This is a genomic window from Tistlia consotensis USBA 355 (assembly GCF_900177295.1).
Lineage (GTDB): Bacteria > Pseudomonadota > Alphaproteobacteria > Kiloniellales > DSM-21159 > Tistlia > Tistlia consotensis.
Genome location: NZ_FWZX01000030.1, coordinates 1 through 26,564 on the forward strand (window position 1 = coordinate 1; position 26,564 = coordinate 26,564).

Sequence of the window (26,564 nt, forward strand, 5' to 3'; positions counted from 1 at the left end):
TCCGAGGTCAAGAACCTCGCGACCCAGACCGCCAAGGCGACCGAGGAGATCGGCCAGCAGATCAACGCCATGCAGGGCATCACCGACAACGCCGCCAAGGCCATCTCGGAGATCGGCAAGGCGATCGGCGAGATCGACGAGGTCTCGGCCTCGATCGCCTCGGCGGTCGAGGAGCAGTCCGCGGCGACCGGCGAGATCGCCCGCAACACCCAGGAGGCCTCGGCCGGCACCCGGCAGGTCAGCCAGGCCATCGCCGAGGTCCAGCAGGGCATCTCGGAGGCCGGCGGCGCCGCGACCCAGGTCGTCGCCGCGGCCGGCCAGCTCAGCGAGCAGGCCGAGCGGCTGACCCGCCAGGTCGCCGCCTTCCTGTCCGAGGTCCGCGCCGCCTGATCCGGCAGCCGAGGCCGGCCGCGAGGGCCACCGGCCGGGACCGGGAGGCCCGCCCGCGGACCGGCCGGCCTTCGTGCCGTGGCGGGCCGGCAATGCCGCGTTGCAATATGCGCCCTTGCCGCGCGCCCGCGGCGACGGCAGGATGCGCCGCGTCGAGGCTGAGATGAGCATCTGGGGAAAGATCGTCGGTGGCGCCGCCGGCTTCATGCTGGGTGGCCCCTTGGGCGCGTTGATCGGCGGACTGGCCGGCCACGCGGTCGATGCCATGCGCGATTCGACCCGCCAGGAGATGCTGAAGGACCAGAGCGGCGCGGGCCAGACCGGCTGGGCCGAGCACCACGGCCACGACGAGGCTTCCGACAGCGCCCGCTCGATCGCCTTCACGATCGGCGTCATCGTGCTCGGCGCCAAGATGGCCAAGGCCGACGGCCACGTCACCAAGGACGAGGTCTCGGCCTTCAAGGAGGTCTTCCAGGTGCCGCCCGAGGAGATGAAGAACGTCGGGCGCATCTTCAACCAGGCGCGCCGCGACGCCCACGGCTACGAGCCCTACGCCCGGCAGCTCGGCCAGATGTTCCGCGGCCGGCCGCGGGTCCTGGAGGAGCTGCTCGACGGCCTGTTCCACATCGCCCGCGCCGACGGCGAGGTCGCCGATTCGGAGCTGGAGTACCTGGAGAAGGTCGCCCAGGCCTTCGGCTTCGGCGAGGCCGACTGGGCGCGCATCCGCGCCGCCAACCTGGGGCCCGACAAGCGCGACCCCTACACCGTGCTCGGCGTGCCCCACGACGCCAGCGCCGAGACCATCAAGGCGGCCTACCGCAAGCTGGTCCGCGAGAACCATCCGGACAAGCTGATCGCCCAGGGCATGCCGGAGGAGTTCGTCGCCGTGGCCAACGAGAAGCTGGCCACCATCAACCAGGCCTACGACGAGGTGCGGAAGCGCCGGGGCTTCTCCTGAGCCCATGGCCGTCGCTCCCAAGTCACCGGCGAAGGCAGCAGCCAAGTCGCCGCCCCTCATCGCGCTCCAGTCCGCCGGCGTCGACCTCGGCAACCGCAAGCTCTTCGTCGGCCTCGACCTGGCCCTGGCGCGCGGCGAGCGGGCCTGCCTGGTCGGCCGCAACGGCAGCGGCAAGTCGACGATCCTGCGCCTGCTCTGCGGCCTGCAGGAGCCCGACAGCGGCCAGCGCTTCCTGCAGCCCGGCACGCGCGTCGGCTACCTGCCCCAGGACCCGGCCCTGCCGTCCGGCACCACGGTGCGCGACTACGTCGCCGCGGAGCTGGAGCCCGAGGCGCTGCATGTCGCCGAGGCGGCGATCGAGCGCCTGAGCCTCGACCTCGAGGCCCGGCTCGGCACCCTGTCGGGCGGCGCCGGACGGCGCGCCGCGCTCGCCCGCGTGCTGGCCGGCACGCCCGACGTGCTGCTGCTCGACGAGCCGACCAACCACCTCGACCTGCCGACCATCCTGTGGCTCGAGGAGCAGCTCAACCGCTGGCGCGGCGCCATGCTGACGATCAGCCACGACCGCCGCTTCCTGGAGGACGTCTCCTCGGTCGTGCTGTGGCTCGACCGCGGCGAGCTCCGGCGCATGGAGCGCTCCTTCGCGCACTTCGACGCCTGGGCCGACGAGGTCGCGGCCAGCGAGGCCAAGGAGCTCGACCGGCTCGGCAACGTGCTGCGCCAGGAGGAGCACTGGCTGCAGCGCGGCGTGACCGCCCGGCGCCGGCGCAACGAGGGCCGCCTGGCCCGCCTCAAGGAGCTGCGCGCGACCCGGGCCAAGCTGCTGGCGCGCCGCCAGGGCGAGGCGACGATCGAGATCGCCGAGGCCGAGCGCGGCGGCACCGTCGCCCTTGAGGCCGAGAACCTGACCAAGCGCTTCGACGGCCGCCCGGTCATCGAGGGCTTCTCGACCCGGATCCGCCAGGGCGACCGGGTCGGCCTGGTCGGCCGCAACGGCGCCGGCAAGACGACGCTGATCAACCTGCTGCTCGGCCGGCTGGCACCGGACGCCGGCAAGGTGAAGCTCGGCGCCAACGTCCAGGCCGAGGTCTTCGACCAGCGCCGCCAGGCGCTCGACCCCGAGGCCAGCCTCTGGCAGACGCTCTGCCCGACCGGTGGCGACATGGTCCAGGTCGGCGGCCGCCAGCGCCACGTGGTCGCCTACCTGCGCGACTTCCTGTTCGAGGAGGCGCAGGCGCGTCAGCCGGTCAAGGCGCTGTCCGGCGGCGAGAAGAACCGCCTGCTGCTGGCCCGCCTCTTCGCCCGGCCGTCGAACCTGCTGGTGCTCGACGAGCCGACCAACGACCTCGACATGGACACCCTCGACCTGCTCGAGGAGGTGCTGGCCGACTACGCGGGCACCCTGCTGCTGGTCAGCCACGACCGCGACTTCCTGGACCGCCTGTGCAACTCGGTGATCCTGCTCGACGGCCGCGGCGGCGCGGTCGAATACCCGGGCGGCTTCAGCGACGCGATCCGCCAGGCCGGCGGCCTGCCCGATGCCGTCGCCCCGGTGGAGCGCCCGGCCGCCGCGGCGGCGCCCGGCGCCGAGGCCCCGCGCCCGGCGCGCACCGCCAAGCTGAGCTACAAGGAGCAGCGCGAGCTCGACCAGCTGCCCGGCCGGATCGCCGCGCTGGAAGGCGAGATCGCCGCCATCGAGGCGCAGCTCGCCGATCCCGGGCTCTACAGCCGCGAGCCGGCGCGCTTCGCCGAGCGCAGCGCCCGCCTCGAGGCCGCCCAGGGCGAGCTGGAGGCTGCCGAGATGCGCTGGCTGGAGCTGGAGGAAAAGCGCGAGAGCCTGGCCCGGGAGGCGACGGGGTGAGGCATCTCGCGGTCCCGCCGCTGCACCTGCTCGTCTTCGTCGGGATCATGATGATCTGGGGCTTCAACTTCGCCATGGCGAAGTGGGGTCTGATGGAGCTGCCGCCGCTCGTCCTGATGACCCTGCGCTTCGGCGTCGTGGCGCTGATCCTGGTGCCCCTCGTGCCGCGGCCGAGCGGGCGCTGGCGCGAGATCCTGCTGCTGTCCTTCCTGCTCGGCTTCCTGCACTTCGCGATGATGTTCACCGGGCTCAAGGGCATCGATGCCTCGACCGCGGCGATCGCGATCCAGCTGCAGGTACCCTTCGCCTCGCTGCTCGCCGCCGTCTTCCTCAAGGACCGGATCGGCTGGCGGCGCGGCCTCGGCATGGCCATCGCCTTCGCCGGCGTCGCCGTGGTCGCCGGCCAGCCGCGGCTCGACGGCAGCTACCTGTCGCTCGGCCTGGTCGTCGGCGCGGCGCTGATCTGGGCGATCTCCAACGTGCTGGTCAAGACGCTGCACGACCTCTCGGGCTGGACCATCGCCGGCTGGATGTCGCTCTTCGCGACGCCCCAGCTCGCGCTCGGCTCGCTGCTGCTCGAGCACGGCCAGAGGGCGGCGCTCGCGAACGCCAGCTGGCTGGCCTGGTCGGCCGTCGCCTATACCAGCCTGGTCGTGATGATCGTCGGCTATGGTGCCTGGTACTGGCTGCTCAAGCGCCATCCGGTAACCGTCGCCATGCCCTTCACCCTGCTGCTGCCGATCTTCGGTGCCGCCTCCGGCGTGCTGGCGCTCGGCGAGAGCCTGAACCTGCTGCTGCTGATCGGCGGCGCGCTGGTCGTCGCGGGCGTCGGCATCATCGTGGTGCGCCGGCCGACCACCGCCGATCCGGTCGCCGAGCGGGTCTGAGCGGCGGAGCGGCGCGATGGACCGGCAGCCCTCGCCCAACCACGACGCCCGGCCGCCGGGCCAGGCCGTCGAGATCCTGCTGCTGCACTACACCGGCATGCCGAGCGCGGCCGCCGCGCTGGAGCGGCTCTGCGATCCCGCCGCCAAGGTCAGCGCCCACTACCTGGTCGACGAGGACGGCCGGGTCGTGCAGCTGGTCGAGGAGCATCGCCGGGCCTGGCACGCCGGCCATGCGGAGTGGCGCGGCCGGGCCGAGGTCAACGCCCGCTCGATCGGCATCGAGCTGGTCAACCCCGGCCACGAATGGGGCTACCGCGCCTTCCCGGAGGCCCAGATGACCAGCCTGATCGAGCTGTGCCTCGGCATCCTGGAGCGCCACCCGGTCCCGCCGCGCCAGGTGCTCGGCCACAGCGACGTGGCGCCGCTGCGCAAGGAGGATCCGGGCGAGCTGTTCGACTGGCCGCGCCTGGCCGCCGCCGGCATCGGCCTCTGGCCGGCTGAGGCCGCGCCGCTCGAGCCCGACCCGGAGCGCGCGCGCCGGCAGCTCGCCGGCTTCGGCTACAGCTATCTCGACCAGGACCCCGCGGCGGTGCTGCGTGCCTTCCAGCGCCACTTCCGGCCGGCCGCGGTGACCGGCGCGCTCGACGCCGAGACGGCGGGCCGCCTCGGCGCGCTGAGCGCGCTGCTCTGATTGACCCGGCGCCGCGCAGCGCCTACATCCCAGCCCACGCCAGACGGCCGGATGGCCGCCTTCACTTTCGGGGCTCGCCCCGGGGCGGGGGAGGAAAGTCCGGGCTCCACGGGAAGACGGTGCCGGGTAACGCCCGGCGGGGGCGACCCCAGGGAAAGTGCCACAGAAAGCAAACCGCCCGGCGGCCCCTCACGGGGACCCACCGCCGGGTAAGGGTGAAAGGGTGCGGTAAGAGCGCACCGCGGGCCCGGTAACGGGACCGGCACGGCAAACCCCACCGGGAGCAAGACCGAGTAGGGACGACAGGCCGCAAGGCCGGGCGGTTTCCGCGCCGTCGTCCGGGTAGGTCGCGCGAGGCGCCCGGCGACGGGCGTCCCAGATGAATGGCCATCCAGGGGCCGCGGCCGCGAGGCCCGGCCCTGGACAGAACCCGGCTTACAGGCCGTCTGGCGTTCTCACTCTGCCGACTAGGATCGCTCGACCTCATGAGAACATAAGAGGAACAAAAGTTATCGGATGGCCTCCATTGACGCGAGAGGTCCCAGTGGCAGCAACAGCCCACCTGGAGCAGCTCGATAACTTTTCATACACTGTTTCGACAACTTCAGAGAGGCTGCAGAATACTTGAACCGCCATTGACGCCCATGTCTGCCCATGATATCCCACGATATCCTATAACGGCGATTGCCGTCCCAGGGGCATTGTGCGGGCGGGCACGGTGCGGGACGCGCCGGGAGGGGGCGGCCCCAGTGAAAACGCTCACGACGGGCCGCGGCGTCAGGCGGGAGACCCAGGGTGAGGCAGCCGTTCCTCGGCACCCACATCAACAAGATCGACGCGAAAGGGCGCGTCTCGGTCCCGGCTGCCTTCCGGCAGGTGCTGGCCGAGGACGCCTTCAAGGGCGTCGTCTGCTTCCCGTCCTACAAGGTCGACGCGATCGAAGGCTGCGCCATGGCCTTCATGACCGAGCTGGTCAGCTCGGTTGACGACTACGAGCTGTTCTCGGACGAGCAGCAGGCCCTCTCCGACGTCATCTTCGGCACCAGCAGCGAGCTCGCCTGGGACGCCAACGGCCGCATCCAGCTGCCGCCCGACCTGCTCGAGATGGCCGGCATCGCCGACACCGCCGCCTTCGTCGGCATGGGCAAGACCTTCCGCATCTGGCAGCCCGAGGCCCTGGCCCGCAACCAGGCCGAGCGCCGCGCCCAGGCCCGCGACAAGGGCCTGTCCCTGCGCCTGCCCGGCGCCCGCCCGAGGAGCGACGCATGACCGCCCGTCGCCGCTCCCCCGCCCCCCGCTCGTCCGACCAGGGCACCCAGCCGGCTCCCGCCGTGGCCGAGAGCCACAAGCCGGTCATGCTCGCCGAGGTGCTGGCCGCCCTGGCACCGCGCGACGGCGGCCTCTACGTCGACGGCACCTTCGGACGCGGCGGCTATGCCATCGGCATCCTCGAGGCTGCCGACTGCCGGGTCATCGGCATCGACCGCGATCCCGAGGCGATCGCCCACGGCCGCCGCCTGGCCGAGGGCTACCGCGGCCGCCTGGCGCTGATCGAGGGCCGCTTCGGCGAGATGGACCGCCTGGTGACCGCCCGCCCGGTCGACGGCGTGACCCTCGACCTCGGCGTCTCCTCGCCCCAGCTCGACGTCGCCGAGCGCGGCTTCTCGTTCCGCTTCGACGGGCCGCTCGACATGCGCATGGGCCGGGACGGACCGACCGCCGCCGAGGTCGTCAACGAGCTGCCCGAGGCCGAGCTGGCCGACGTCATCTACCGTTACGGCGAAGAGCGCCGCTCGCGCCAGATCGCCCGGGCCATCGTCGCCGCGCGCGCCGCCAAGCCGATCGAGCGCACCCTGGAGCTGGCCGAGATCGTCCGCTCGGTGGTCAAGCCGGCCAAGGACGGACTCGATCCGGCGACCCGGACCTTCCAGGCGCTGCGCCTCTACGTGAACGACGAGCTCGGCGAGCTCGAGCGCGGGCTCGCCGCGGCGGAGCGCATGCTGGCGCCGGGCGGCCGGCTCGCGGTGGTCGCCTTCCACTCCCTGGAAGACCGCCTAGTCAAGACCTTCCTGCGCCAGCGCAGCGGCACCGCCGCGCGCGGCTCACGGCACCTGCCGCCGGGCATCGAGGAGACCGGCGGCAGCTTCGCCCTGCTGCACCGCCAGGCGCTGCAGCCCGGCAAGGCCGAGGCGCGCGCCAATCCGCGCGCCCGCTCGGCCCGGCTGCGCGCCGCCGAACGCACCGCCATGCCGGCCCATGCAGCCGCGGCCGGGGAGGCGTGACGGCCATGCGCTGGTCCTATCTCTTCTGGCTGGTCGTCGCAGGCGTCGCGGTCGCGGCCCTCTTCGAGACCAAGCACAAGGTCCAGACCCTCGAGGACCAGCTGCTGACGACCGAGCGGCAGATCCACCAGGAGCGCGAGACGATCGAGGTGCTGCGCGCCGAGTGGAGCTACCTCAACCAGCCCTCGCGCATCGAGGCCCTGGCCGAGAAGTACCTGGGCCTGAAGCCGATGACGCCGCAGCAGATCGTCTCCGTCGACCGCCTGCCGCCGCGGCCCGAGGACTTCGACCGCGTGCCGGTCGCCCTCGACAAGCTGCTGCCGCCGGCCAAGCCGCAGCAGCTGCCGAGCGTCACCACGGTCGGCACCGGCTCGACCAGCGTGGCCTCGGCCGGCCTCCCGGGCGGCAAGCTCGCCATCACCCCCGTCTCGGAGTCCAAGCGATGATCGGGCCGCACCGCAAGAGCAGCGCCCGGGTCGCGCGCGTCACCCCCTGCGGGCGCGATCTCGGCCCCAACAACGGCTGGGTCGTCGAGCTCGACGGCCAGACCAAGACCGCCCTCGAGGTCGGCCGCACCCGCCTGCTGGTCGCCGGCTTCGTCTTCGCGCTCGCCTTCCTGGGCGTCGCCGGGCGGCTGATCGACCTGTCGCTGTTCGGCGCCGTCGGCGAGCCGCTGCGCGCCGAGGCGCCGAGCGCCGACGAGCTGCGCCCGACTCGCGCGGCGATCCTGGACCGCAACGGCGAGATCCTGGCGACGACCCTGCCGGTCGCCTCGATCTACGCCAATCCGCACGAGATCCGCGATCCGGTGCTGGCCGCGAGCCGCCTGGCCACGGCGCTGCCCGACATCGACCCGGGCGAGATCCGCGACCGCCTCGCCAGCGACCGCAGCTTCATCTGGATCAAGCGCCACATCACCCCGCGCGAGATGGCGGCGGTCAACCGCCTGGGCATCCCGGGCGTGCGCTTCCAGCGCGAGGAGACGCGGGTCTATCCGCACGGCTCCCTGGTCAGCCAGGTGGTCGGCCTGACCGACATCGACGGCCACGGCATCGCCGGCATGGAGAGCGCCGAGAACGGCCTGCTGTCCGACGGCCGCACGCCGCTGCGCCTCTCGATCGACCTGCGCATCCAGTACATCATGGCCGAGGAGCTGTCGGCCGCGATGAAGACCTTCGACGGCATCGGCGCCGCCGGCCTGGTGGTCGACGCCCACACCGGCGAGATCCTCTCGATGGTCTCGCTGCCGACCTTCGATCCGAACGATCCGGCCGCCGCCGGCCCGGCGGCGCGCTTCAACCGGGCCAGCCTCGGCGTCTACGAGATGGGCTCGGTGTTCAAGCTGGCCACCGCGGCGATGGCGCTCGATTCCGGCGTGGTGCACCTGACCGACGGCTTCGACGTCACCCATCCGATCCGCGTCGGCCGCTTCCGGATCAACGACTACCACCCGATCAAGGGGACCATCTCGATCCCCGAGATCATCATGCATTCCAGCAACATCGGCACGGTGCACATGGCCATGGAGGCCGGCACCGACCGGCTGCTGGCCTTCTACGGCGCGCTCGGCCTGACCAAGCGGCTGAAGTACGAGCTGCCCGAGACCGGCGAGCCGCTGCTGCCCCATCCCTGGCGCGAGATCAACACCATGACGGCGTCCTACGGCCAAGGCATCGCCGTGACTCCGCTGCAGGTTGTGCGCGCGACGGCGGCGATCGCCAACGGCGGTGAGCTGCCGACGCTGACGCTGATGCACCGCACGCCCGACCAGCGGGGCCGGGTGACCCGGGTGCTGACCGAAGAGACCTCGCGACAGATGCGCTGGCTGATGCGGCTGGTGGTCGAGAAGGGCACCGGCCGCAAGGCCGACGCGCCGGGCTACCTGGTCGGCGGCAAGACCGGCACCGCCGACAAGCCCTCGCCCAAGGGCGGCTACGCCAAGAACAAGCGCATCGCGAGCTTCATCGGCGCCTTCCCGATGGACGATCCCCAGTACGTCATCTTCGCCATGGTCGACGAGCCGAAGGGCATCAAGGCGACCTACGGCTACGCGACCGGCGGCTGGGTCACCGCCCCGGTCGTCAGCCGTGTCGTCGAGCGCATCGCGCCCCTGCTCGGCATCGCGCCGCGGCGCGGCGACGACGAGCTCGACACCGAGCGGAAGATCGTCCCGGTGGTCTACCGGGGGACGGAACTTGCGGCTCGCTGAGCTGACCGGAGAGGAGAGAGCAAGAGGCATGACCGCGACGGTCGCGAACACCGAGATCCTGGGCCTGACGGCGGACAGCCGCCGCGTCGAGCCCGGCTGGCTGTTCGCGGCGATCCCGGGCACCCGCTACGACGGCCGCGACTACATCGACGAGGCGGTCTCGCGCGGCGCCAGCGCCGTGCTGGCGCCGGCCGGCACGCGGCTCAAGGACTACGGCCGTGCGATCGCGCTGATCGAGGACAGCCAGCCGCGCCGCGCGCTGGCGCAGATGGCCGCGACCTTCCACGGCCGCCAGCCGCGCACCATCGCCGCGGTCACCGGGACCAACGGCAAGACCTCGGTGGCCAGCTTCACCCGGCAGCTCTGGGAGCTGCTCGGCTGGCCGGCCGCCAGCCTGGGCACGCTCGGCCTGGTGCCGCCGCGCGCCGACGCGCCGAAGGCGCTGACCACGCCCGATCCGGTCGAGCTGGCGCGCTGCCTCGCCGACCTCGAGACCGCCGGCTTCGAGCACCTCTGCATGGAGGCCTCGAGCCACGGCCTCGACCAGTTCCGGCTCGACGGCGTGCGCCTCTCGGCCGCCGCCTTCACCAACCTGTCGCGCGACCATCTCGACTACCACGGCACGATGGCCGGCTACTTGGCCGCCAAGAAGCGCCTCTTCGCCGAGCTGCTGCCGGAAGGCGGCACCGCCGTCCTGAACGCCGACGTGCCCGAGTTCGAGGAGCTGGGCGCGCTCTGCCGCGGGCGCGGCCAGCGGGTCATCGCCTACGGCCGCGACGGCGCCGACCTGAGGCTGAAGGCCCTGGCGCCGGAGAGCGGGCGCCTGGTGCTGACCCTGGAGGTGCTCGGCAAGGAGGTGACGGTCGCCCTGCCCGTCGCCGGCACCTTCCAGGCCTGGAACGCCCTGGCGGCGCTCGGCCTGGTGCTCGCCGAGCCGGCGGTCGCGCCCTGCCAGGCGGTCGCCGCCCTGGAGAAGCTGAGCGGCGTGCCGGGCCGCGTCGAGCTGGTCGGCAGCACGCCGGCCGGCGGCCTGGTCTACGTCGACTACGCCCACACCCCCGACGCCATCGAGACCGTGCTGAAGGCCGTGCGGCCGCACACCGCGGGCCGCCTGCTGGTGGTCTTCGGCGCCGGCGGCGACCGCGATCCCGGCAAGCGCCCGCTGATGGGCGAGGCGGCCGTCGCCAACGCCGACTTGGCGATCGTCACCGACGACAACCCGCGCAGCGAGCCGCCGGCGGCGATCCGCGCCCAGGTCCTGGTCGCCGCGCCCGGCGCGCTTGAGGTCGGCGACCGCCGCAAGGCGATCGAGCAGGCCGTCGCGCTGCTGGAGCCCGGCGACGCCCTGGTGATCGCCGGCAAGGGCCACGAGGCCGGCCAGATCGTCGGCGATCGCGTCCTGCCGTTCGACGACCGCCTGGTCGCCGCCGACGCGATCGCCAGGCTCGGCTCGGGCGCACCGACGGGAGGCCGGGCATGACCGACGACCTCCGCCAGCCGCTCTGGACCGCCCGCGAGGCGCTGGCCGCCACCGGCGGCACGGGCCCCGACGGCTGGCAGGCCCACGGCGTCTCGATCGACAGCCGCAGCCTGCTCGCCGGCGACCTCTTCGTCGCGCTCGCGGGACCGAGCTTCGACGGCCACGACTTCGTCGCCAAGGCCCTCGAGAAGGGCGCCGCCGCGGCCCTGGTGCACCGCCTGCCCGAGGGGCTGCCGGCCGGCGCGCCGCTGCTGCTGGTCGAGGACACGCTGGACGCGCTGCGCGCACTCGGCCGCGCCGGGCGCGACCGCAGCAGCGCCCGGATCCTCGCGGTCACCGGCTCGGCCGGCAAGACCGGCACCAAGGACGCCCTGCGCGCCTGCCTGTCGACCCGCGGCCTGGCCTACGCCAACGCGGCCAGCTTCAACAACCACTGGGGCGTGCCGCTGTCGCTCGCCCGCCTGCCGCGCGAGGCCGCCTTCGGCATCTTCGAGCTGGGCATGAACCACGCCGGCGAGATCGCCGCGCTGACCCGCCTGGTGCGCCCGGAGATCGCAGTCATCACCAACATCGGCCTGGCGCACATCGAGTACCTCGGCAGCCAGGAGGCGATCGCCGACGCCAAGGCCGAGATCTTCCTCGGCATGCCGGCCTCGGGTGCCGCGGTGCTGCCGCGCGACGACGCCCAGTACGAGCGCCTGCAGAGCCACGCCCGCAAGGCCGGCATCGGCCGGGTCGTCGGCTTCGGCCGCCATCCCCAGGCCGAGATCCGGCTGGTCTCGGCCGACCTCTACGCGACCTGCAGCGCGGTCTCGGCCGTGGTCTTCGGCGAGCCGATCGAGTTCTGCCTGTCGCTGCCCGGCGAGCACCACGTCTTCAACGCCCTGGCCGTGCTCGGCGCGGCGCGCCTGGCCGGCGCCGACCTGGGCGAGGCCGCCGCCGAGCTGGCGCGCCTGAAGCCGCTGAAGGGCCGCGGCGCACGGCGCAAGCTGGAGCTGCCCGGCGGCCCCTGCCTGCTGATCGACGAGAGCTACAACGCCAACCCGAAGTCGGTCGAGGCGGCGCTCTCGGTGCTCGCCAAGGCGGCCCTCGGCCCCGGCGGCCGGCGCGTCGCGGTGCTCGGCGACATGCTCGAGCTGGGCGCGGCCGCCGCCGACTACCACCGCGCCCTGGCCCGCCCGCTCGAGGTCTACGGCATCGACAGGCTCTACTGCTGCGGCCCGATGATGGGCGAGCTGGCGAAGATCCTGCCGGCCGGCCGGCTGGGCGCGCACGAGCCCGACTCCCGCGCGCTCGCCGCCCGCGTCGTCGCCGAGCTCAGGCCCGGCGACGCGGTCCTGGTCAAGGGCTCGCTGGGCAGCCGCATGGCCGCGGTGATCGAGGCGCTCGACGCGCTGGAGGGCCGCGACGACGACGATCAGGTGCCGCCGCGCGCGGCCAACGGGAACTGAGGCGGCACCGATGCTCAACCTCCTCGCCCCGCTCGCCGACGAGTTCGTCGTCTTCAACCTGTTCCGCTACCTGACCTTCAGGACCGGAGGCGCGGTGCTGACCGCCCTGCTCTTCGCCTTCGTCTTCGGCCCCCACGTCATCCGCGGCCTGCGCGCACGTCAGCGCGAGGGCCAGCCGATCCGCACCGACGGCCCGGAGAGCCACCTGCTGACCAAGCAGGGCACGCCGACCATGGGCGGCGTGCTGATCCTCGCGGCGCTGACCGTCTCGACCCTGCTCTGGGCCGACCTGTCGAACGCCTACGTCTGGATCGTGCTGTTCGTGACCATCGGCTTCGGCCTGCTCGGCGCCGGCGACGACTACCTGAAGCTGACCAAGCGCAGCCACCGCGGCCTGCCCGGCAAGCTGAAGCTGGCCGGCCAGGTCGCGATCTCGCTGGTCGCGGTGATCGCCATCGTCTGGCTGAGCCCGGAGGAGCTGCGCAACCAGCTGACCGTGCCCTTCTTCAAGAACCTGCTGATCCACCTCGGCGTCTTCTTCGGGGCCTTCGCCATCTTCGTCATGGTCGGCGCCTCGAACGCGGTCAACCTGACCGACGGCCTGGACGGCCTGGCCATCGTGCCGGTGATGATCGCGGCCGCCTGCTTCGCCCTGATCGCCTACCTGGTCGGCAACGTGCGCTTCGCCGACTACCTGCAGATCCACTACGTCGCCGGCACCGGCGAGCTCGCGGTCTTCTGCGGCGCGCTGGTCGGCGCCAGCCTCGGCTTCCTCTGGTTCAACGCGCCGCCGGCCATGGTCTTCATGGGCGACACCGGCTCGCTGTCCTGCGGCGGCGCGCTCGGCACCATCGCGGTGATCGTCAAGCACGAGCTGGTGCTGGCCATGATCGGCGGCCTGTTCGTGCTGGAGACCGTCTCGGTCATCGTCCAGGTCGCCTCCTTCAAGCTGACCGGCAAGCGCGTGTTCCGCATGGCGCCGCTGCACCATCACTTCGAGAAGAAGGGCTGGGCCGAGCCGACCGTGGTCATCCGCTTCTGGATCATCGCCGTGATCCTGGCCCTCGTCGGCCTCTCGACCCTGAAGCTCAGGTGAGGCCATGATCGAGCTGTCCTTCTTCGAAGGCTTCGTGGTCGCCGTCCTCGGTCTCGGCAAGTCCGGCCTGGCCGCCGCCGAGGCGCTGCAGCGCTCGGGTGCCGAGGTCTGGGCCTGGGACGACAACGAGGACACGCGCGCCCGTGCCCGCGCGGCCGGCATCAACCTGGTCGACCTCTACCGCGCCAGCTGGGACGAGCCGGTCACCCTGGTGATCAGCCCGGGCATCCCGCACGAGCACCCGGCGCCGCACCCGGTCGCCGCCCTGGCGCGCGAGCACAAGGTCGAGATCATCGGCGAGATCGAGCTGCTCGGCCGCGCCGATCCGGACGCCCGCTACGTCGGCGTCACCGGCACCAACGGCAAGTCGACGACGACGGCGCTGATCGGCCACATCCTGCAGCTCTCCGGCCGCCAGGTCGACGTCGGCGGCAACCTGGGCACGCCGGCGACCGCCCTCGAGCGGGTCGGCATGGACGGCATCCACGTGCTGGAGATGTCGAGCTACGCCCTGGAGATCACCTTCTCGATCACCTTCGACGTCGCCGTCCTGCTCAACATCACGCCCGACCACCTGGAGCGCCACGGCGGCATGGCCGGCTACGTCGCCGCCAAGCGCAACATCTTCCGCCGCCAGAGCCGGCCGCGCACCGCCGTGATCGGCGTCGACGACGAGACCTGCCGCGCGATCCACCGCGAGCTGCTCGAGGCCGGCCACCAGGTGGTCCGGCCGATCTCGGCCGAGCGCGCCGTCGCCGGCGGCGTCTACGTGCTGGACGGCGCGCTCTACGACGACTCGGAGGGCCAGGCGGTGCCGGCGCTCGACCTGCGCGAGGTCGCGACCCTGCCCGGCCGGCACAACTGGCAGAACGCCGCCGCCGCCTACGCCGCCTGCCGCGCGATCGGGCTCGACGGCGCGACCGCCGCCGCCTGCATCCGCAGCTTCGCCGGCCTGCCGCACCGCCAGGAGCTGGTCGAGACCATCGAGGGCATCGCCTACGTCAACGATTCCAAGGCGACCAACGCCGATGCCGCGGCCAAGGCCCTGGCCTGCTACGACGCGATCTACTGGATCGTCGGCGGGCGCGCGAAGGAGACCGGGCTCTCGGGCCTGGAGCCCTGGTTCGGCCATGTCGTCGAGGCCTTCCTGATCGGCGAGTCGGAGCCCGCCTTCGCGGCCTTCCTCGAGGGCAAGCTGCCCTACCGGCGCTGCGGCGACCTGGCGACGGCGCTCGCCGCGGCGACCGAGGCGGCGCGGCGCGACGGCCGTCCGGGCGCGGTCGTGCTGCTGTCGCCGGCCTGCGCCTCCTTCGACCAGTTCGCCTCCTTCGAGCAGCGCGGCGACCTGTTCCGCGAGGCCGTCGCGGCGATCCCCGGCACGCGCGGCGAGCCGGCGGCCCTGGCCGCCCCGGCGGCGGGAGGCACGGCATGACCCCGAGCTACGGACGCGGCGACACCTCGATCATCGGGCGCTGGTGGTGGACCATCGACCGCTGGACGCTGGCCGCCCTCTTCGTGCTGATGGCCTTCGGCGCCGTGCTGATCGTCGCCGCCTCGCCGGCGGTCTCCGAGCGCATCGGCCTCGCCACCTTCTCCCTGGCCAAGCGCCAGCTGGTGCTGCAGCCGCTGGCGATCGCGCTGATGCTCGGCGTCTCGCTGTTCAATCCGCGCTGGATCCGGCGCTTCGGCGTGCTCGGCCTGATCGGCAGCCTGGTGCTGCTGATCCTGACGCCCTTCGTCGGCACCGAGATCAAGGGCGCGGTGCGCTGGATCGACCTCGGCGGCTTCTCGATCCAGGCCTCCGAGTTCGCCAAGCCCTGCTTCGCCGTCGCCACCGGCTGGATGTTCGCGCTCGGCCAGGAGCACCGCCAGTTCCCCGGCTGGGCCGCGGCCTGCGCGCTCTGGGCGCTGATGGTCGCCCTGCTGCTGATGCAGCCGGACCTCGGCCAGACCGTGGTGATCAGCACGATCTTCGGCGTCGAGTTCTTCCTGGCCGGCCTGCCCTGGTTCCTGGTGATCGCCTTCGCGATCGCCGGCCTCGCCGGCATCGGCGGCGCCTACTTCCTGTTCCCGCACGTCGCCCAGCGCATCGACTCCTTCCTCGATCCGGCGGCCGGCGACCGCTACCAGATCGACCGCTCGATGGAGGCCTTCGCCGACGGCGGGCTGTTCGGCCTGGGCCCGGGCGAGGGCCGGGTCAAGGAGGTGCTGCCCGACGCCCACGCCGACTTCGTCTTCGCGGTCTGCGGCGAGGAGCTGGGCCTGCTGGCCTGCCTGCTGCTGGTCGCGCTCTTCGCCTTCGTGATGCTGCGCGGCTTCGGCCGGGCGCTGCGCGAGAACAACCTCTTCGTCCTGCTGTCGGCGGCCGGCCTGTTCACCCAGTTCGGCCTGCAGGCCCTGATCAACATGAGCTCGTCGCTGCACCTGATCCCGACCAAGGGCATGACCCTGCCCTTCGTCAGCTACGGCGGCTCGTCGCTGATCGCGCTCTCGGTCGGCATGGGCATGGCGCTGGCGCTGACCCGCCGCAACGCCGGCCAGGGAGGCCAGCCATGACCGCGGCGAAGAAGAGCACGCGCCGCCTCGCCGTGCTGGCCGCGGGCGGCACCGGCGGCCACCTGTTCCCGGCCAAGGCCCTGGCCCAGGCGCTGCTGGCGCGGGGCTGGCGGGTCGCGCTGATCACCGACGAGCGCGGCGGCGGCTTCGGCCCCGACCTGCCGCAGGTCGAGGTCTACCGCATCTCGGCCGCGGGCCTCGCCGGCGGCAGCGTCGTGCGCAAGCTGCGCGGCTTCGCCAAGCTGGCCTACGGCACCTTCGAGGCCTGGTCGCGGCTCGGCCGGCTGAAGCCCGCGGTCGCGGTCGGCTTCGGCGGCTACCCCTCGGTGCCGACGATCCTGGCCGCCCACCGCCGGCGCATCCCGATCGTGCTGCACGAGCAGAACCAGATCGCCGGCCGCGCCAACCGGCTGCTCGCCGGGCGCGCCAAGGCGATCGGCCTGTCGTTCCCCGAGACCAGCGGCCTGGAGAGCGCCGCCGGGCGCCTCAGGGTCACCGGCAACCCGGTGCGCGCCGCCATCGCCGCGGTCGGCCGCAAGCCCTTCGCCCTGCCGGGCAAGGACGACCGGCTGCGCCTGCTGGTGACCGGCGGCAGCCAGGGCGCGCGCGTCTTCAACGAGCTGCTGCCCAAGGCGCTGTGCCGCCTGCCGGCCGAGCTGAAGCGCCGCCTGCTGGTCGCCCAGCAGGTCCGCGGCGACGACCTGGAGGCGGTCGCCGAGACCTATCGCGGCTGCGGCATCGACTGCGACCTCAGGAGCTTCTTCGACGACATGCCGGAGCGCCTGGCGGCCGCCCACCTGCTGGTCTGCCGCGCCGGCGCCTCGACGGTCAGCGAGCTGGCCGCGGCCGGACGGCCGGCAATCCTGGTGCCCTACCCCTACGCCGCCGACGACCACCAGACCGGCAACGCCCATGCCTTCGCCCGGGCCGGCGGCGGCTGGGTCATGCCGCAGCACGACCTGACCCCCGAGCGCCTGGCCGAGCGCGTCGCCGCCCTGCTGTCCGACCCGGGCACCCTGGCCCGCGCCTCGACCGCCGCCCGCGCCTTCGCCGAGCCCGACGCCGCCGAGCGGCTGGCCGACCTGGTCGCCGACGCGCTGGACGGCGACGGCCAGCAGCGGCCGGCCGACAAGACGGGAAAGGAGGCGGCCGCATGAGGGCGCTTCCCCTCGACATCGGCATGATCCACTTCGTCGGCATCGGCGGCATCGGCATGTCCGGCATCGCCGAGATCCTGCACAACCTCGGCTACCAGGTGCAGGGCAGCGACCAGGCCGACAACGCCAACGTCAAGCGCCTGCGCGGCCTCGGCATCACCGTCGAGGTCGGCCACCGGGCCGAGAACCTGGGCGAGGCGACGGTCGTGGTGATCTCCTCGGCCGTGAAGCCCGACAATCCCGAGGTCCAGGCCGCGCGCGCCCGCTTCGTCCCGGTGGTGCGCCGCGCCGAGATGCTCGGCGAGCTGATGCGCCTCAAGTGGTCGATCGCCGTCGGCGGCACCCACGGCAAGACGACCACGACCTCGATGGTCGCGGCCCTGCTCGACGGCGCCGGGCTCGACCCGACGGTGATCAACGGCGGCATCATCAACGCCTACGGCACCAACGCCCGCCTGGGCGAGGGCGACTGGATGGTCGTCGAGGCCGACGAGAGCGACGGCACCTTCACCAAGCTGCCGGCGACGATCGCGCTGGTCACCAACATCGACCCCGAGCACCTGGACCACTACGGCTCGGTCGAGAAGCTGCACGAGGCCTTCGAGGCCTTCGTCGAGAACATCCCCTTCTACGGCTTCGCCGTGCTCTGCCTCGACCATCCCGCAGTCCAGGGCCTGATCGGCCGCATCGAGGACCGGCGCATCGTCACCTACGGCTTCTCGCCCCAGGCCGAGGTGCGCGCCGACAAGCTGGTGCTCGACGCCGCCGGCGCCCGCTTCGACGCCGTGATCACCGACCGCCGCTTCGGCACGGAGCAGCGCCTCGCCGACCTGCGCCTGCCGATGTTCGGCCAGCACAACGTGCAGAACGCCCTGGCGGCGATCGCCGTGGCCCAGGAGATGGGCCTGCCGGAGGCCTCGATCCGCGAGGCGCTGGCGCGCTTCGGCGGGGTCAAGCGGCGCTTCACCCGCACCGGCGAGGCGCACGGCATCACGGTCATCGACGACTACGGCCACCACCCGGTCGAGATCGCCGCGGTGCTGCGTGCCGCGCGCCAGACCGCGGCCAAGCGGGTCATCGCCGTGGTCCAGCCGCACCGCTACTCGCGGCTCGCCGGCCTGTTCGAGGAGTTCTGCCGCTGCTTCAACGACGCCGACGCGGTCATCGTCGCCGACGTCTATGCGGCCGGCGAGGCGCCGATCGAGGGCGCCGACAAGGAGCACCTGGTCGCCGGCCTGCGCGCCCACGGCCACCGCCGCGTCCTGCCGCTGTCCGCGCCGGAGGCGCTGGCCGAGACCGTCGCCGGCATCGCCCGGCCGGGCGATCTGGTGGTCTGCCTGGGCGCCGGCAACATCACCGCCTGGGCCAACGCCCTGCCCGGCGAGCTCGAGGCGCTGCCCGCGCCGGGAGGCGGCCGATGAGCGCCGCCGCCGCGACCGCGGCCCCGCGCCTGATCGAGCGGCTGCCGGCCGTGCGCGGCCGCCTGACCGAGCTGGCGCCGCTGGCCGGCGTCACCTGGTTCCGGGTCGGCGGCCCGGCCGAGGTCGCCTTCCGCCCGGCCGATCGCGACGACCTGATCGCCTTCCTGAAGGCCAAGCCGGCCGACGTGCCGATCACGGTCGTCGGCGTCGCCTCGAACCTGCTGATCCGCGACGGCGGCGTGCGCGGCGTGGTGCTGCGCCTCGGCCGCGACTTCGCCGGGATCGAGATCGCCGGGGGCGAGACCGGGGCCAGCGAGGTCACCTGCGGCGCCGGCGCGCTCGACATCAACGTCGCCCAGGCCGCGGCGCGCGCCGGCATCGGCGGCCTGGAGTTCCTGGTCGGCGTGCCCGGCACGATCGGTGGCGCCCTGCGCATGAACGCCGGCGCCTACGGCCGCGAGATCAAGGACGTCCTGGTCTGGGCGGAGGCCCTCGGCCCGGACGGCACGCCGCACCGCCTGACGCCGGCCGAGATGGGCCTGAGCTACCGCCACTGCGAGGTTCCGGCCGACTGGATCTTCGTCGCCGCCCGGCTGCGCGGCCATCCCGACGATGCCGCCGCCATCGCGCGCCGGATGAGCGAGATCCAGCAGGCCCGCGCCGAGAGCCAGCCGATCCGCAGCCGCACCGGCGGCAGCACCTTCAAGAACCCGCCCGGCGAGCGCGCCTGGCAGCTGGTCGACCGCGCCGGCTGCCGCGGCCTGCGCAAGGGCGGCGCCCAGGTCTCGGAGAAGCACTGCAACTTCCTGATCAACACCGGCACGGCGACCGCCGCCGACCTGGAGGGCCTGGGCGAGGAAGTCCGCCGGCGCGTCAAGGAGGCGACCGGCATCGAGCTGCAGTGGGAGATCAAGCGGATCGGCGAAGTCGAGGCGATCGGCCAGGGAGGCAGGTCATGACCGAAGGCAGGAAACTGCGCGTCGCCATGCTCTACGGCGGTTTCTCGGCCGAGCGCGAGGTCTCGCTGTCCAGCGGCCGGGAGTGCGCGGCGGCGGCCCGCTCGCTCGGCCACGAGGTCGTCGCGATCGACGTCACCCGCGACGTCGCCGGCCTGGTAGCGGCACTGACGCCGCGGCCGGACGTGGTGCTCAACGCCCTGCACGGCCGCTGGGGCGAGGACGGCTGCGTCCAGGGCCTGCTGAACCTGCTCGACATCCCCTACACCCACTCCGGCGTGCTGGCCTCGGCGCTGGCCATGGACAAGCCGACCGCCAAGCGGGTCTTCGAGGCGGCCGGACTGCGCTGCCCGGGCGGCGAGGTGCTGCACCGCTCGCTCGTCGAGGCCGGCGATCCGATGCCGCGCCCCTACGTCGTCAAGCCGATCGACGAGGGCTCCTCGGTCGGCGTGACGATCGTGCAGCCGGGCGACAACAAGCCGGCGATCCACGACGGCGCGTGGCCCTACGGCGATGCGGTCCTGGTCGAGCCCTATATCCCGGGCCGCGAGCTGACCGTCGCGGTCATGGGCGACCGGGCGCTGGCGGTCACCGAGCTCAGGCCCAAGCAGGGCTTCTACAGCTACGAGGCCAAGTACACCGAGGGCAAGACCGAGCACCTGGTGCCGGCGCCGGTGCCGCAGGCGATCTACGACCAGGCGATGGACGAGGCGGTCGCGGCCCATCGCGCGCTCGGCTGCCGCGGCGTCAGCCGCGCCGACTTCCGCTACGACGACCGTCCCGGACAGGGCGAGGCCGGCGGCCTCTACCTGCTCGAGGTCAACACCCAGCCGGGCATGACGCCGCTCAGCCTAGTCCCCGAACAGGCCGCCCACCTCGGCATCTCCTTTCCCGAGCTGATCGGCTGGATGCTGGAGCAAGCCGCATGCGACTGAGCCGTGCAAAAGGCGCCTCCGGCGCGAACCCGACCGCCCGGCCGCGCCCGCCGGTGCGCGGCCGCCCGAATGCCAGGTCAGGCCGGCGTCCCGCGGCCCGCAGGCCGCGCCGCTGGGGCCGCTGGCTCGGCTACGGCCTGCCGGTCGTGCTGCTGCTCGGCACAGGCGGCCTGATCTGGCACTCGGGCATCCTGGACCGCGCGGCGAGCGCCGCCGGCGAGGCGACGCTGCAGCTGACCGGCGACCTGGGCCTCAAGGTCCGCGACGTGCTGGTCGAGGGCCGCAGCCACACCGAATCGGACCAGCTGCTCGGCCTGCTCGGCGTCCGGCGCGGCATGCCGATCCTGGCGTTCGATCCCGGCCAGGCGCGCGAGCGGCTCGACCAGCTGCCCTGGGTCGCCGACGCCGAGGTCGAGCGCCGCCTGCCCGACACGCTGTTCATCCGCCTGATCGAGAAGACCCCGCTCGCGCTCTGGCAGCACGACGGCAAGATCACCGTGATCGACACCCGCGGCGATGTCATCCCGGGGGTCTCGCCCGGACGCTTCTCCAAGCTGCTGCTGGTCGTCGGCGAGGATGCCGCCCCGCACGCCGCGGAGCTGATCGAGATGCTGAACGGCGAGCCGGACCTGGCCGGCAAGGTCACCGCCGCGATCCGGGTCGGCGACCGGCGCTGGAACCTGCGCCTCGACGGCAACATCGACGTGCGCCTGCCCGAGGACGGCGCACCGGCCGCCTGGTCGCGCTTCGCCCAGATGGTCCGCCAGGAGCACCTGCTCGACCACGACGTCGCGGTCGTCGACCTGCGGCTGCCCGACCGACTGATCGTCCGCACCTCGCGGGGCGGCGTCCCGCCGCTGCGCGCCAAGGGCCAGGAGACCTGAGAAACGCCATGAAGAAGCGCCCCCGCCGCAACCCGACCGGCGTCTTCGCGGCCCTCGACGTGGGCAGCAGCAAGATCTGCTGCCTGATCGCGCGGCTCGAGGAGGAACGGGGCCAGGCGCCGAAGCTGCGCGTCGTCGGCATCGGCCAGCAGCTCAGCCGCGGGGTCAAGGCGGGCGCGGTGATCGACATGGAGGCCGCCGAGACGGCGATCCTGGCCGCCGTCCATGCCGCCGAGCAGATGGCCGGCGAGGAGATCGAGCAGGTCGCGGTCAGCCTGTCCGGCGGCTATCCGGCCTCGCGCCTGCTCAGCGTCGAGGTCTCGATCGACGGCCACGAGGTCGGCGACGAGGACCTGCACCGGGCGCTCGACCAGGGCCACCAGCTGGAGGGCCTGCTCGGCCAGCCCGAGAAGGGCCGCCAGCTGATCCACTCGATTCCCGTCGGCTACACGATCGACGGCAGTCGCGGCATCCGCGACCCGCGCGGCATGTTCGGCGAGCGCCTGGGCGTCAACATGCACATCGTCACCGCGGCCAGCGGCCCGGTGCGCAACCTCGCGACCTGCGTGCAGCGCTGCCACCTGGACATCGCCGCCTTCGTCGTCTCGCCCTACGCCTCGGGCCTCGCCGCGCTGGTGCCCGACGAGATGGAGCTCGGCGTCACGCTGATCGACATGGGCGGCGGCACGACCTCGATCGCGGTCTTCGTCGAGGGCAGCGTCGTACACACCGACATCGTGCCGGTCGGCGGCCAGCACGTGACCAGCGACGTCGCGCGCGGCCTCTCGACCACCCTCGCCCACGCCGAGCGCCTGAAGACCCTCTACGGCCACGCCATCGCGACCTCGGCCGACGAGCACGCGACGATCGACGTGCCCCAGGTCGGCGAGGAGGACGACGGCCACGTCCAGCAGGTGCCGCGCTCGCTGCTGGTCGGCATCGTCCAGCCGCGCCTGGAGGAGACCTTCGAGCTGGTCCGCTCGCGCCTCGAGGCGAGCGGCTTCGACAAGGCCGGCGGGCGGCGCGTCGTGCTGACCGGCGGCGCCAGCCAGCTGCCCGGCATGCGCGACCTCGCCGCCCTGGTGCTGGACAAGCAGGTCCGCATCGGCCGGCCGATCCACCTGACCGGCCTGGCCGAGGCGACCAGCGGCCCGGCCCACACCGTCGGCGCGGGGCTGCTGGCCTACGCGCTGCAGCAGGACCAGAGGGCGCCGGCCACGGCCGGCGCCGAAGGAGAGGAGGCGGCCGGCAGGATCGGCCGCATCGGGCGATGGCTGAAGCAGCACTTCTAGCTTCGGCCGCCACCCCTGGGGGACGGCCTCGGGAGACGAGGCGGCAAGGCCGCCGGCGCCACGCCGGCACAACAGCATCACCGGCGCCACGCGGGCCGGAACACCGAGCGGTAGAACGGAGGCTACGATGACTTTGACCCTGAACGTGCCGGATACCGAGCCGCAACTGCGGCCGCGGATCACCGTCGTCGGCGTCGGTGGCGCCGGCGGCAACGCCGTCAACAACATGATCCGCTCCAATCTGGAGGGGGTCGAGTTCATGATCGCCAACACCGACGCGCAGGCGATGAAGCAGTCGATGTGCGAGGCGAAGATCCAGCTCGGCCGCAACATGACGGCGGGCCTGGGCGCCGGCTCTCGGCCGGACGTCGGCCGGGCCGCCGCCGAGGAGGCCCTGGACGACATCCTGGAGCACCTCGACGACGCCAACATGGTGTTCATCACCGCCGGCATGGGCGGCGGCACCGGCACGGGCGCCGCGCCGGTCATCGCCCGGGCCGCCCGCGAGGCCGGCATGCTGACCGTCGGCGTGGTCACCAAGCCCTTCCAGTTCGAGGGCATCCACCGGATGCGCATCGCCGAGCAGGGCATCGAGGAGCTGACCCAGTACGTCGACACCCTGATCATCATCCCGAACCAGAACCTGTTCAGGATCGCCAACGAGAAGACGACCTTCGCGGACGCCTTCAAGATGGCCGACGACGTGCTCTACTCGGGCGTGCGCGGCGTCACCGACCTGATGGTCATGCCGGGCCTGATCAACCTCGACTTCGCCGACATCCGCACGGTGATGACCGAGATGGGCAAGGCGATGATGGGCACCGGCGAGGCCGAGGGCGACAACCGCGCCATCGCCGCCGCCGAGGCCGCGATCTCCAACCCGCTGCTCGACGACGTGACGATGAAGGGCGCCCGCGGGGTGCTGATCAACATCACCGGCGGCATGGACATGACGCTGTTCGAGGTCGACGAGGCGGCCAACCGGATCCGCGACGAGGTCGATCCCGAGGCCAACATCATCTTCGGCTCGACCTTCGACGAGAGCCTGGACGGCCGGATGCGGGTCTCGGTGGTCGCCACCGGCATCGACCAGATGGTGGTGCAGGAGCCGCGGCCGGTGAACCTGAGCCTGGTCTCGCCGCGTGGCGGCACCGCCCTCAGGCCGGAACGGCCGGCCGCCGAGACCGCGGCGGCGCGTCCGGAGCGGGCCGTCATGGCCGAGGCGCCGGTCGAGCAGCCGGCTGCCGCGCAGGCGGCCGCCACGGAGGTCGGTGAGTGGCCGTCCTTCGACGCGCCGGCCGAGGAGACGCCGGCGCCCGCCGCCGCCGAGGTCGAGCGGGCCCGGGCCGAGGCCGACAGCTTCGTCGCGCCCGAGCCGGTGCGCCCGCCCAAGCGTCCGGTCTTCGCCGAGCAGCGCCCGGCGGCCAAGCCCGAGCCGTTCAAGGCGGCAGAGTTCGCGAACGCCGCCCAGGCCCACGGCCAGGCCGCCGCGGAGCAGGCCGGCGGCCAGGAGAAGAGCGGCTTCCGCCTCGGCTTCGGCAAGACCAAGCGGCCGAGCCTGTTCGAGCGGGTGACCGGTGCCGGCCAGTCGGCCCGTCCGGCCCAGCAGCCCGAGCCGGCCCGGACGCCGTCGCGCGCCGAGCCGCGCCTCGAGCCGCGTCAGGAGCCCCTGGCCGACGCGGCCCCGCGTCCGGCCACGGCCGCCGGACGCGGCCAGGCCGCAGCCGCCCGCCAGGCCAGTCTGAGCGGGCTGGAGCCGGCCGAGCGCCCGGCCCAGTCCCGGGAGGACGAGGACCTGCTCGACATCCCGGCCTTCCTGCGTCGCCAGGCCAACTGACGGCGCGACCGTCCGGGAGGACGCTGCGGGGTTCGTCCCCGAGCGCTGGTTTCGACGGCGCCGTTCCCCTCCGGGGCGGCGCCGTCGTCCTGTCCGACGGCCCGCTCCCGCTCCTCGCGCGCGCGAGCGGCCCGGGCCCGGGCCGGCAGCCGTTGCAGAGTGTAATAAAGAGTGATTTGAGAGACTTCCGGGCCGTTCGCTAGAACAAGGGCAGGAAAAGCGTGGTGCTTCGGGCATTTCCAGGGGGGCACGCCGAGATCCGGACCGACGGCCAGGAAGGTTCCGGCGGATCGACCAAGCGGCGACGAGGGAATGGAAGGCAAGATCAAGATGGCTGACGGTTCGAGCTTCACGGCGATCACCGGATTCGACGGCGATGTGCATCGCGCCTTCGCCGGCACGGGCGGCGGCCCGTCGGTGCAGACCCAGAGGACGCTGAAGAACGCGATCCACTGCTCCGGCATCGGCCTGCACAGCGGGCTGCACGTCGCCATGACCCTGAAGCCCGCCGAGTCCGACAGCGGCATCGTCTTCCGCCGCGTCGACCTGCCCGGCAGCCCCGAGATCCCGGCGCTCTGGACCCACGCCATCGAGACGCCGCTCTGCACCACCATCGTCACTGGCGACGTCAAGATCGCGACCATCGAGCACCTGCTCTCGGCCTTCGCCGGCCTCGAGATCGACAACTGCCTGATCGAGATCGACGGGCCGGAGGTGCCGGCCATGGACGGTTCCTCGGCGCCCTTCGTGTTCCTGATCGAGTGCGCCGGGATCGTCGAGCAGCGCGCGCCGCGCCGCGGCTTCCGCATCCTCGAAGCGGTCGAGGAGAGCGAGCCGCATCGCAGCTGCCTGGTGAAGCCGGCCGAGACCTTCGAGATGCGCTTCGAGATCGAGTTCGACAGCCGCGCCATCGGCCGCCAGGTCTTCGACTCCGAGATCGACCCCGCGGTCTACAAGCGCGACGTCTCGCGCGCCCGCACCTTCGGCTTCCTGCAGGAGGTCGAGGCGCTGCGCCAGCACGGGCTGGCCCGCGGCGGCTCGCTGGAGAACGCCGTGGTCATCGACGGCGACCAGATCATGAACGAGGGCGGCCTGCGCTACACGGACGAGTTCGTGCGCCACAAGGCGCTCGACTGCATCGGCGACCTCTACCTCGCCGGCGGTCCGATGATCGGCCGCTTCGAGGGCATCAAGGCCGGCCACGCCCTGACCCTGCGCCTGCTCAAGAGCCTCTTCGCCCGCGAGGGCGCCGTGGTCCGCGAGCCGCTGCTGGCCCCGGTCGCCGCCCTGCAGGCCGAGTCTGCCTGAGCCGGCCGCGCGGCGGCAAGCCCCCGACACCTTCTTCCCGAGCCTGCCGAGAACCCGGGCCGGACACGGCGCCGCGCGAGGGCTGCCGCCTGCGCTTCGGCCAGGGCGCTCTCGCCGGAGACGACCGGGTTCGCACCGGCCTTCCGGCTGCCCCCTACGGCTTCGCCCGCTCCGGCGGCCGGAGCGGCAGCTTGAAGCGTTGGCGACGCTCCCGGTAGAGCCGCTCGACGCCGGCCATGTTGGACAGGGAATCGCGCACGTGAGCGCGGGCCGCTTCGACTGCCCGGGGCACGTCGCGCGCGACGACCGCCTCGACGATCGCCCGATGCTGCCTGACGGCGTCGTCCCAGGAGTCGAGCAGGAGCACCTCGAGCCAGAGGGCGACCCGGAGCCGCTCGTAGAGCCGCCGGGTCATGTCCTGTAGCGCCGGGTTCCGCGTCGCCGCCGCGATCACCTCGTGAATCCTCAGCCCGAGTTCCAGCTCGCGGGCGGTTTCCAGGGTCCGGCCGTCCCTTCGCCGGTCCAGCTCGTCGATCTCGGCCATCACCGCCGTCACGCGGGCCAGGTCCTCGTCGGTCGCGGTCCGGCAGGCGACCTCCGCGACGTAGCCGTCGAGGCCTTCGCGCGCGACCAGCAGGGCCCGGATCGCCTCCGGATCGAAGTGGACCACGCAATACCCGCTGTTCGGCCTGCCGATGACCAGGCCCTCGGCTTCCAGCAGCATGAGGGCCTCGCGCAGCGGGGTGCGGCTCACGCCGATCATCTGCGAGAGCCGCACCTCGGAGAGCCGTTCGCCCGGATGGAAGGCCGACGACAGGATCATGCCCTTCAGGGATTCGTAGGCATGGTGCCGCAACGTCCCGCCCCCGGCATGCGGCGACCTGGCCCCGGGCCCGACAATGTTCTCGCTCAT

General features: G+C 72.8%; 22 protein-coding genes, 1 other RNA gene and 1 pseudogene. 23 read left to right on the forward strand and 1 reads right to left on the reverse strand.

Annotated features, from left to right (window positions below):
• The 23 genes and pseudogenes from B9O00_RS25675 to lpxC all read left to right on the forward strand — a co-directional run.
• Nucleotides 1-390, forward strand: a pseudogene (locus tag B9O00_RS25675) (methyl-accepting chemotaxis protein); the annotation flags it as partial.
• 163 nt (nt 391-553) lie between these two features.
• Nucleotides 554-1,348, forward strand: a complete 795-nt coding sequence (locus tag B9O00_RS25680) for a TerB family tellurite resistance protein (RefSeq protein ID WP_085125581.1) — start codon at nt 554-556, stop codon at nt 1,346-1,348.
• Nucleotides 1,349-1,352: 4 nt separating this feature from the next.
• On the forward strand, nt 1,353-3,209 hold the full coding sequence (locus tag B9O00_RS25685) for an ABC-F family ATP-binding cassette domain-containing protein (RefSeq protein WP_085125582.1): 1,857 nt from the start codon (nt 1,353-1,355) through the stop codon (nt 3,207-3,209).
• On the forward strand, nt 3,206-4,096 hold the full coding sequence (locus B9O00_RS25690; RefSeq protein ID WP_218822954.1) for a DMT family transporter: 891 nt from the start codon (nt 3,206-3,208) through the stop codon (nt 4,094-4,096). The genes B9O00_RS25685 and B9O00_RS25690 overlap by 4 nt, the downstream gene beginning before the upstream one ends.
• A 16-nt stretch (nt 4,097-4,112) precedes the next feature.
• Nucleotides 4,113-4,787 (forward strand): N-acetylmuramoyl-L-alanine amidase, encoded by a 675-nt coding sequence (locus B9O00_RS25695; protein WP_085125583.1) that lies wholly within the window; start codon nt 4,113-4,115, stop codon nt 4,785-4,787.
• A 39-nt stretch (nt 4,788-4,826) separates the two neighbouring features.
• Nucleotides 4,827-5,241: RNase P RNA component class A (gene rnpB / locus B9O00_RS25700), an RNA gene on the forward strand.
• A gap of 341 nt (nt 5,242-5,582) precedes the next feature.
• Complete coding sequence (locus B9O00_RS25705; RefSeq protein WP_218822953.1) at nt 5,583-6,056, forward strand: division/cell wall cluster transcriptional repressor MraZ; 474 nt, start codon at nt 5,583-5,585, stop codon at nt 6,054-6,056.
• Complete coding sequence (gene rsmH / locus B9O00_RS25710) at nt 6,053-7,069, forward strand: 16S rRNA (cytosine(1402)-N(4))-methyltransferase RsmH (RefSeq protein WP_085125584.1); 1,017 nt, start codon at nt 6,053-6,055, stop codon at nt 7,067-7,069. The genes B9O00_RS25705 and rsmH overlap by 4 nt, the downstream gene beginning before the upstream one ends.
• A gap of 5 nt (nt 7,070-7,074) precedes the next feature.
• Nucleotides 7,075-7,515, forward strand: a complete 441-nt coding sequence (ftsL, locus tag B9O00_RS25715) for a cell division protein FtsL (protein ID WP_085125585.1) — start codon at nt 7,075-7,077, stop codon at nt 7,513-7,515.
• Nucleotides 7,512-9,278, forward strand: a complete 1,767-nt coding sequence (locus B9O00_RS25720) for a peptidoglycan D,D-transpeptidase FtsI family protein (RefSeq protein WP_085125586.1) — start codon at nt 7,512-7,514, stop codon at nt 9,276-9,278. The genes ftsL and B9O00_RS25720 overlap by 4 nt, the downstream gene beginning before the upstream one ends.
• Nucleotides 9,279-9,306: 28 nt before the next feature.
• Entirely contained in the window at nt 9,307-10,758 is a 1,452-nt protein-coding gene (locus tag B9O00_RS25725; protein WP_218822952.1) for a UDP-N-acetylmuramoyl-L-alanyl-D-glutamate--2,6-diaminopimelate ligase, read from the forward strand.
• Nucleotides 10,755-12,209, forward strand: coding sequence for a UDP-N-acetylmuramoylalanyl-D-glutamyl-2,6-diaminopimelate--D-alanyl-D-alanine ligase (locus B9O00_RS25730; RefSeq protein ID WP_085125588.1), 1,455 nt, complete (start codon nt 10,755-10,757; stop codon nt 12,207-12,209). Before B9O00_RS25725 ends, B9O00_RS25730 begins: the two co-directional genes overlap by 4 nt.
• 10 nt (nt 12,210-12,219) lie before the next feature.
• Entirely contained in the window at nt 12,220-13,305 is a 1,086-nt protein-coding gene (gene mraY / locus B9O00_RS25735) for a phospho-N-acetylmuramoyl-pentapeptide-transferase (RefSeq protein ID WP_085125589.1), read from the forward strand.
• Between the two features lie 4 nt (nt 13,306-13,309).
• On the forward strand, nt 13,310-14,737 hold the full coding sequence (gene murD / locus B9O00_RS25740) for a UDP-N-acetylmuramoyl-L-alanine--D-glutamate ligase (RefSeq protein WP_085125590.1): 1,428 nt from the start codon (nt 13,310-13,312) through the stop codon (nt 14,735-14,737).
• Nucleotides 14,734-15,861 (forward strand): FtsW/RodA/SpoVE family cell cycle protein, encoded by a 1,128-nt coding sequence (locus B9O00_RS25745; protein ID WP_085125591.1) that lies wholly within the window; start codon nt 14,734-14,736, stop codon nt 15,859-15,861. The genes murD and B9O00_RS25745 overlap by 4 nt, the downstream gene beginning before the upstream one ends.
• The gene (gene murG, locus B9O00_RS25750) at nt 15,858-17,018 is read left to right on the forward strand and encodes an undecaprenyldiphospho-muramoylpentapeptide beta-N-acetylglucosaminyltransferase (protein ID WP_085125592.1); all 1,161 of its coding nucleotides are present in this window, start codon (nt 15,858-15,860) and stop codon (nt 17,016-17,018) included. Before B9O00_RS25745 ends, murG begins: the two co-directional genes overlap by 4 nt.
• Complete coding sequence (gene murC, locus B9O00_RS25755) at nt 17,015-18,439, forward strand: UDP-N-acetylmuramate--L-alanine ligase (protein ID WP_085125593.1); 1,425 nt, start codon at nt 17,015-17,017, stop codon at nt 18,437-18,439. The genes murG and murC overlap by 4 nt, the downstream gene beginning before the upstream one ends.
• Nucleotides 18,436-19,398 carry a UDP-N-acetylmuramate dehydrogenase gene (gene murB / locus B9O00_RS25760; protein WP_085125594.1) on the forward strand — a complete coding sequence of 321 codons (963 nt, stop codon included), beginning with the start codon at nt 18,436-18,438 and terminating at the stop codon, nt 19,396-19,398. The genes murC and murB overlap by 4 nt, the downstream gene beginning before the upstream one ends.
• Nucleotides 19,395-20,330: a D-alanine--D-alanine ligase gene (locus B9O00_RS25765; RefSeq protein WP_085125595.1), complete on the forward strand. Its 936-nt coding sequence runs from the start codon at nt 19,395-19,397 to the stop codon at nt 20,328-20,330. The genes murB and B9O00_RS25765 overlap by 4 nt, the downstream gene beginning before the upstream one ends.
• A complete protein-coding gene (locus tag B9O00_RS25770) occupies nt 20,321-21,214 on the forward strand; it encodes a cell division protein FtsQ/DivIB (RefSeq protein WP_085125596.1) in 894 nt (297 codons plus the stop codon). Before B9O00_RS25765 ends, B9O00_RS25770 begins: the two co-directional genes overlap by 10 nt.
• 8 nt (nt 21,215-21,222) lie before the next feature.
• Nucleotides 21,223-22,506, forward strand: a complete 1,284-nt coding sequence (gene ftsA / locus B9O00_RS25775) for a cell division protein FtsA (protein ID WP_085125597.1) — start codon at nt 21,223-21,225, stop codon at nt 22,504-22,506.
• Between the two features lie 127 nt (nt 22,507-22,633).
• Nucleotides 22,634-24,343: a cell division protein FtsZ gene (ftsZ, locus tag B9O00_RS25780; RefSeq protein WP_085125598.1), complete on the forward strand. Its 1,710-nt coding sequence runs from the start codon at nt 22,634-22,636 to the stop codon at nt 24,341-24,343.
• Nucleotides 24,344-24,673: 330 nt separating this feature from the next.
• Entirely contained in the window at nt 24,674-25,651 is a 978-nt protein-coding gene (lpxC, locus tag B9O00_RS25785; RefSeq protein ID WP_085125652.1) for a UDP-3-O-acyl-N-acetylglucosamine deacetylase, read from the forward strand.
• 154 nt (nt 25,652-25,805) lie between these two features.
• Here lpxC and B9O00_RS25790 read toward each other — a convergent pair whose 3' ends face one another.
• Nucleotides 25,806-26,564: a GntR family transcriptional regulator gene (locus B9O00_RS25790; protein WP_085125599.1), complete on the reverse strand. Its 759-nt coding sequence runs from the start codon at nt 26,562-26,564 to the stop codon at nt 25,806-25,808.

What these genes read in the sequence shown, in the direction of transcription:
- B9O00_RS25680 (WP_085125581.1), top strand. Translation starts at nt 554, where the DNA reads ATGAGCATCTGGGGAAAGATCGTCGGTGGCGCCGCCGGCTTCATGCTG.
- B9O00_RS25685 (WP_085125582.1), top strand. Translation starts at nt 1,353, where the DNA reads ATGGCCGTCGCTCCCAAGTCACCGGCGAAGGCAGCAGCCAAGTCGCCG.
- B9O00_RS25695 (WP_085125583.1), top strand. Translation starts at nt 4,113, where the DNA reads ATGGACCGGCAGCCCTCGCCCAACCACGACGCCCGGCCGCCGGGCCAG.
- rsmH (WP_085125584.1), top strand. Translation starts at nt 6,053, where the DNA reads ATGACCGCCCGTCGCCGCTCCCCCGCCCCCCGCTCGTCCGACCAGGGC.
- ftsL (WP_085125585.1), top strand. Translation starts at nt 7,075, where the DNA reads ATGCGCTGGTCCTATCTCTTCTGGCTGGTCGTCGCAGGCGTCGCGGTC.
- B9O00_RS25720 (WP_085125586.1), top strand. Translation starts at nt 7,512, where the DNA reads ATGATCGGGCCGCACCGCAAGAGCAGCGCCCGGGTCGCGCGCGTCACC.
- B9O00_RS25725 (WP_218822952.1), top strand. Translation starts at nt 9,307, where the DNA reads ATGACCGCGACGGTCGCGAACACCGAGATCCTGGGCCTGACGGCGGAC.
- B9O00_RS25730 (WP_085125588.1), top strand. Translation starts at nt 10,755, where the DNA reads ATGACCGACGACCTCCGCCAGCCGCTCTGGACCGCCCGCGAGGCGCTG.
- mraY (WP_085125589.1), top strand. Translation starts at nt 12,220, where the DNA reads ATGCTCAACCTCCTCGCCCCGCTCGCCGACGAGTTCGTCGTCTTCAAC.
- murD (WP_085125590.1), top strand. Translation starts at nt 13,310, where the DNA reads ATGATCGAGCTGTCCTTCTTCGAAGGCTTCGTGGTCGCCGTCCTCGGT.
- B9O00_RS25745 (WP_085125591.1), top strand. Translation starts at nt 14,734, where the DNA reads ATGACCCCGAGCTACGGACGCGGCGACACCTCGATCATCGGGCGCTGG.
- murG (WP_085125592.1), top strand. Translation starts at nt 15,858, where the DNA reads ATGACCGCGGCGAAGAAGAGCACGCGCCGCCTCGCCGTGCTGGCCGCG.
- murC (WP_085125593.1), top strand. Translation starts at nt 17,015, where the DNA reads ATGAGGGCGCTTCCCCTCGACATCGGCATGATCCACTTCGTCGGCATC.
- murB (WP_085125594.1), top strand. Translation starts at nt 18,436, where the DNA reads ATGAGCGCCGCCGCCGCGACCGCGGCCCCGCGCCTGATCGAGCGGCTG.
- B9O00_RS25765 (WP_085125595.1), top strand. Translation starts at nt 19,395, where the DNA reads ATGACCGAAGGCAGGAAACTGCGCGTCGCCATGCTCTACGGCGGTTTC.
- B9O00_RS25770 (WP_085125596.1), top strand. Translation starts at nt 20,321, where the DNA reads ATGCGACTGAGCCGTGCAAAAGGCGCCTCCGGCGCGAACCCGACCGCC.
- ftsA (WP_085125597.1), top strand. Translation starts at nt 21,223, where the DNA reads ATGAAGAAGCGCCCCCGCCGCAACCCGACCGGCGTCTTCGCGGCCCTC.
- ftsZ (WP_085125598.1), top strand. Translation starts at nt 22,634, where the DNA reads ATGACTTTGACCCTGAACGTGCCGGATACCGAGCCGCAACTGCGGCCG.
- lpxC (WP_085125652.1), top strand. Translation starts at nt 24,674, where the DNA reads ATGGCTGACGGTTCGAGCTTCACGGCGATCACCGGATTCGACGGCGAT.
- B9O00_RS25790 (WP_085125599.1), bottom strand. Translation starts at nt 26,564, where the DNA reads ATGAGCGAGAACATTGTCGGGCCCGGGGCCAGGTCGCCGCATGCCGGG.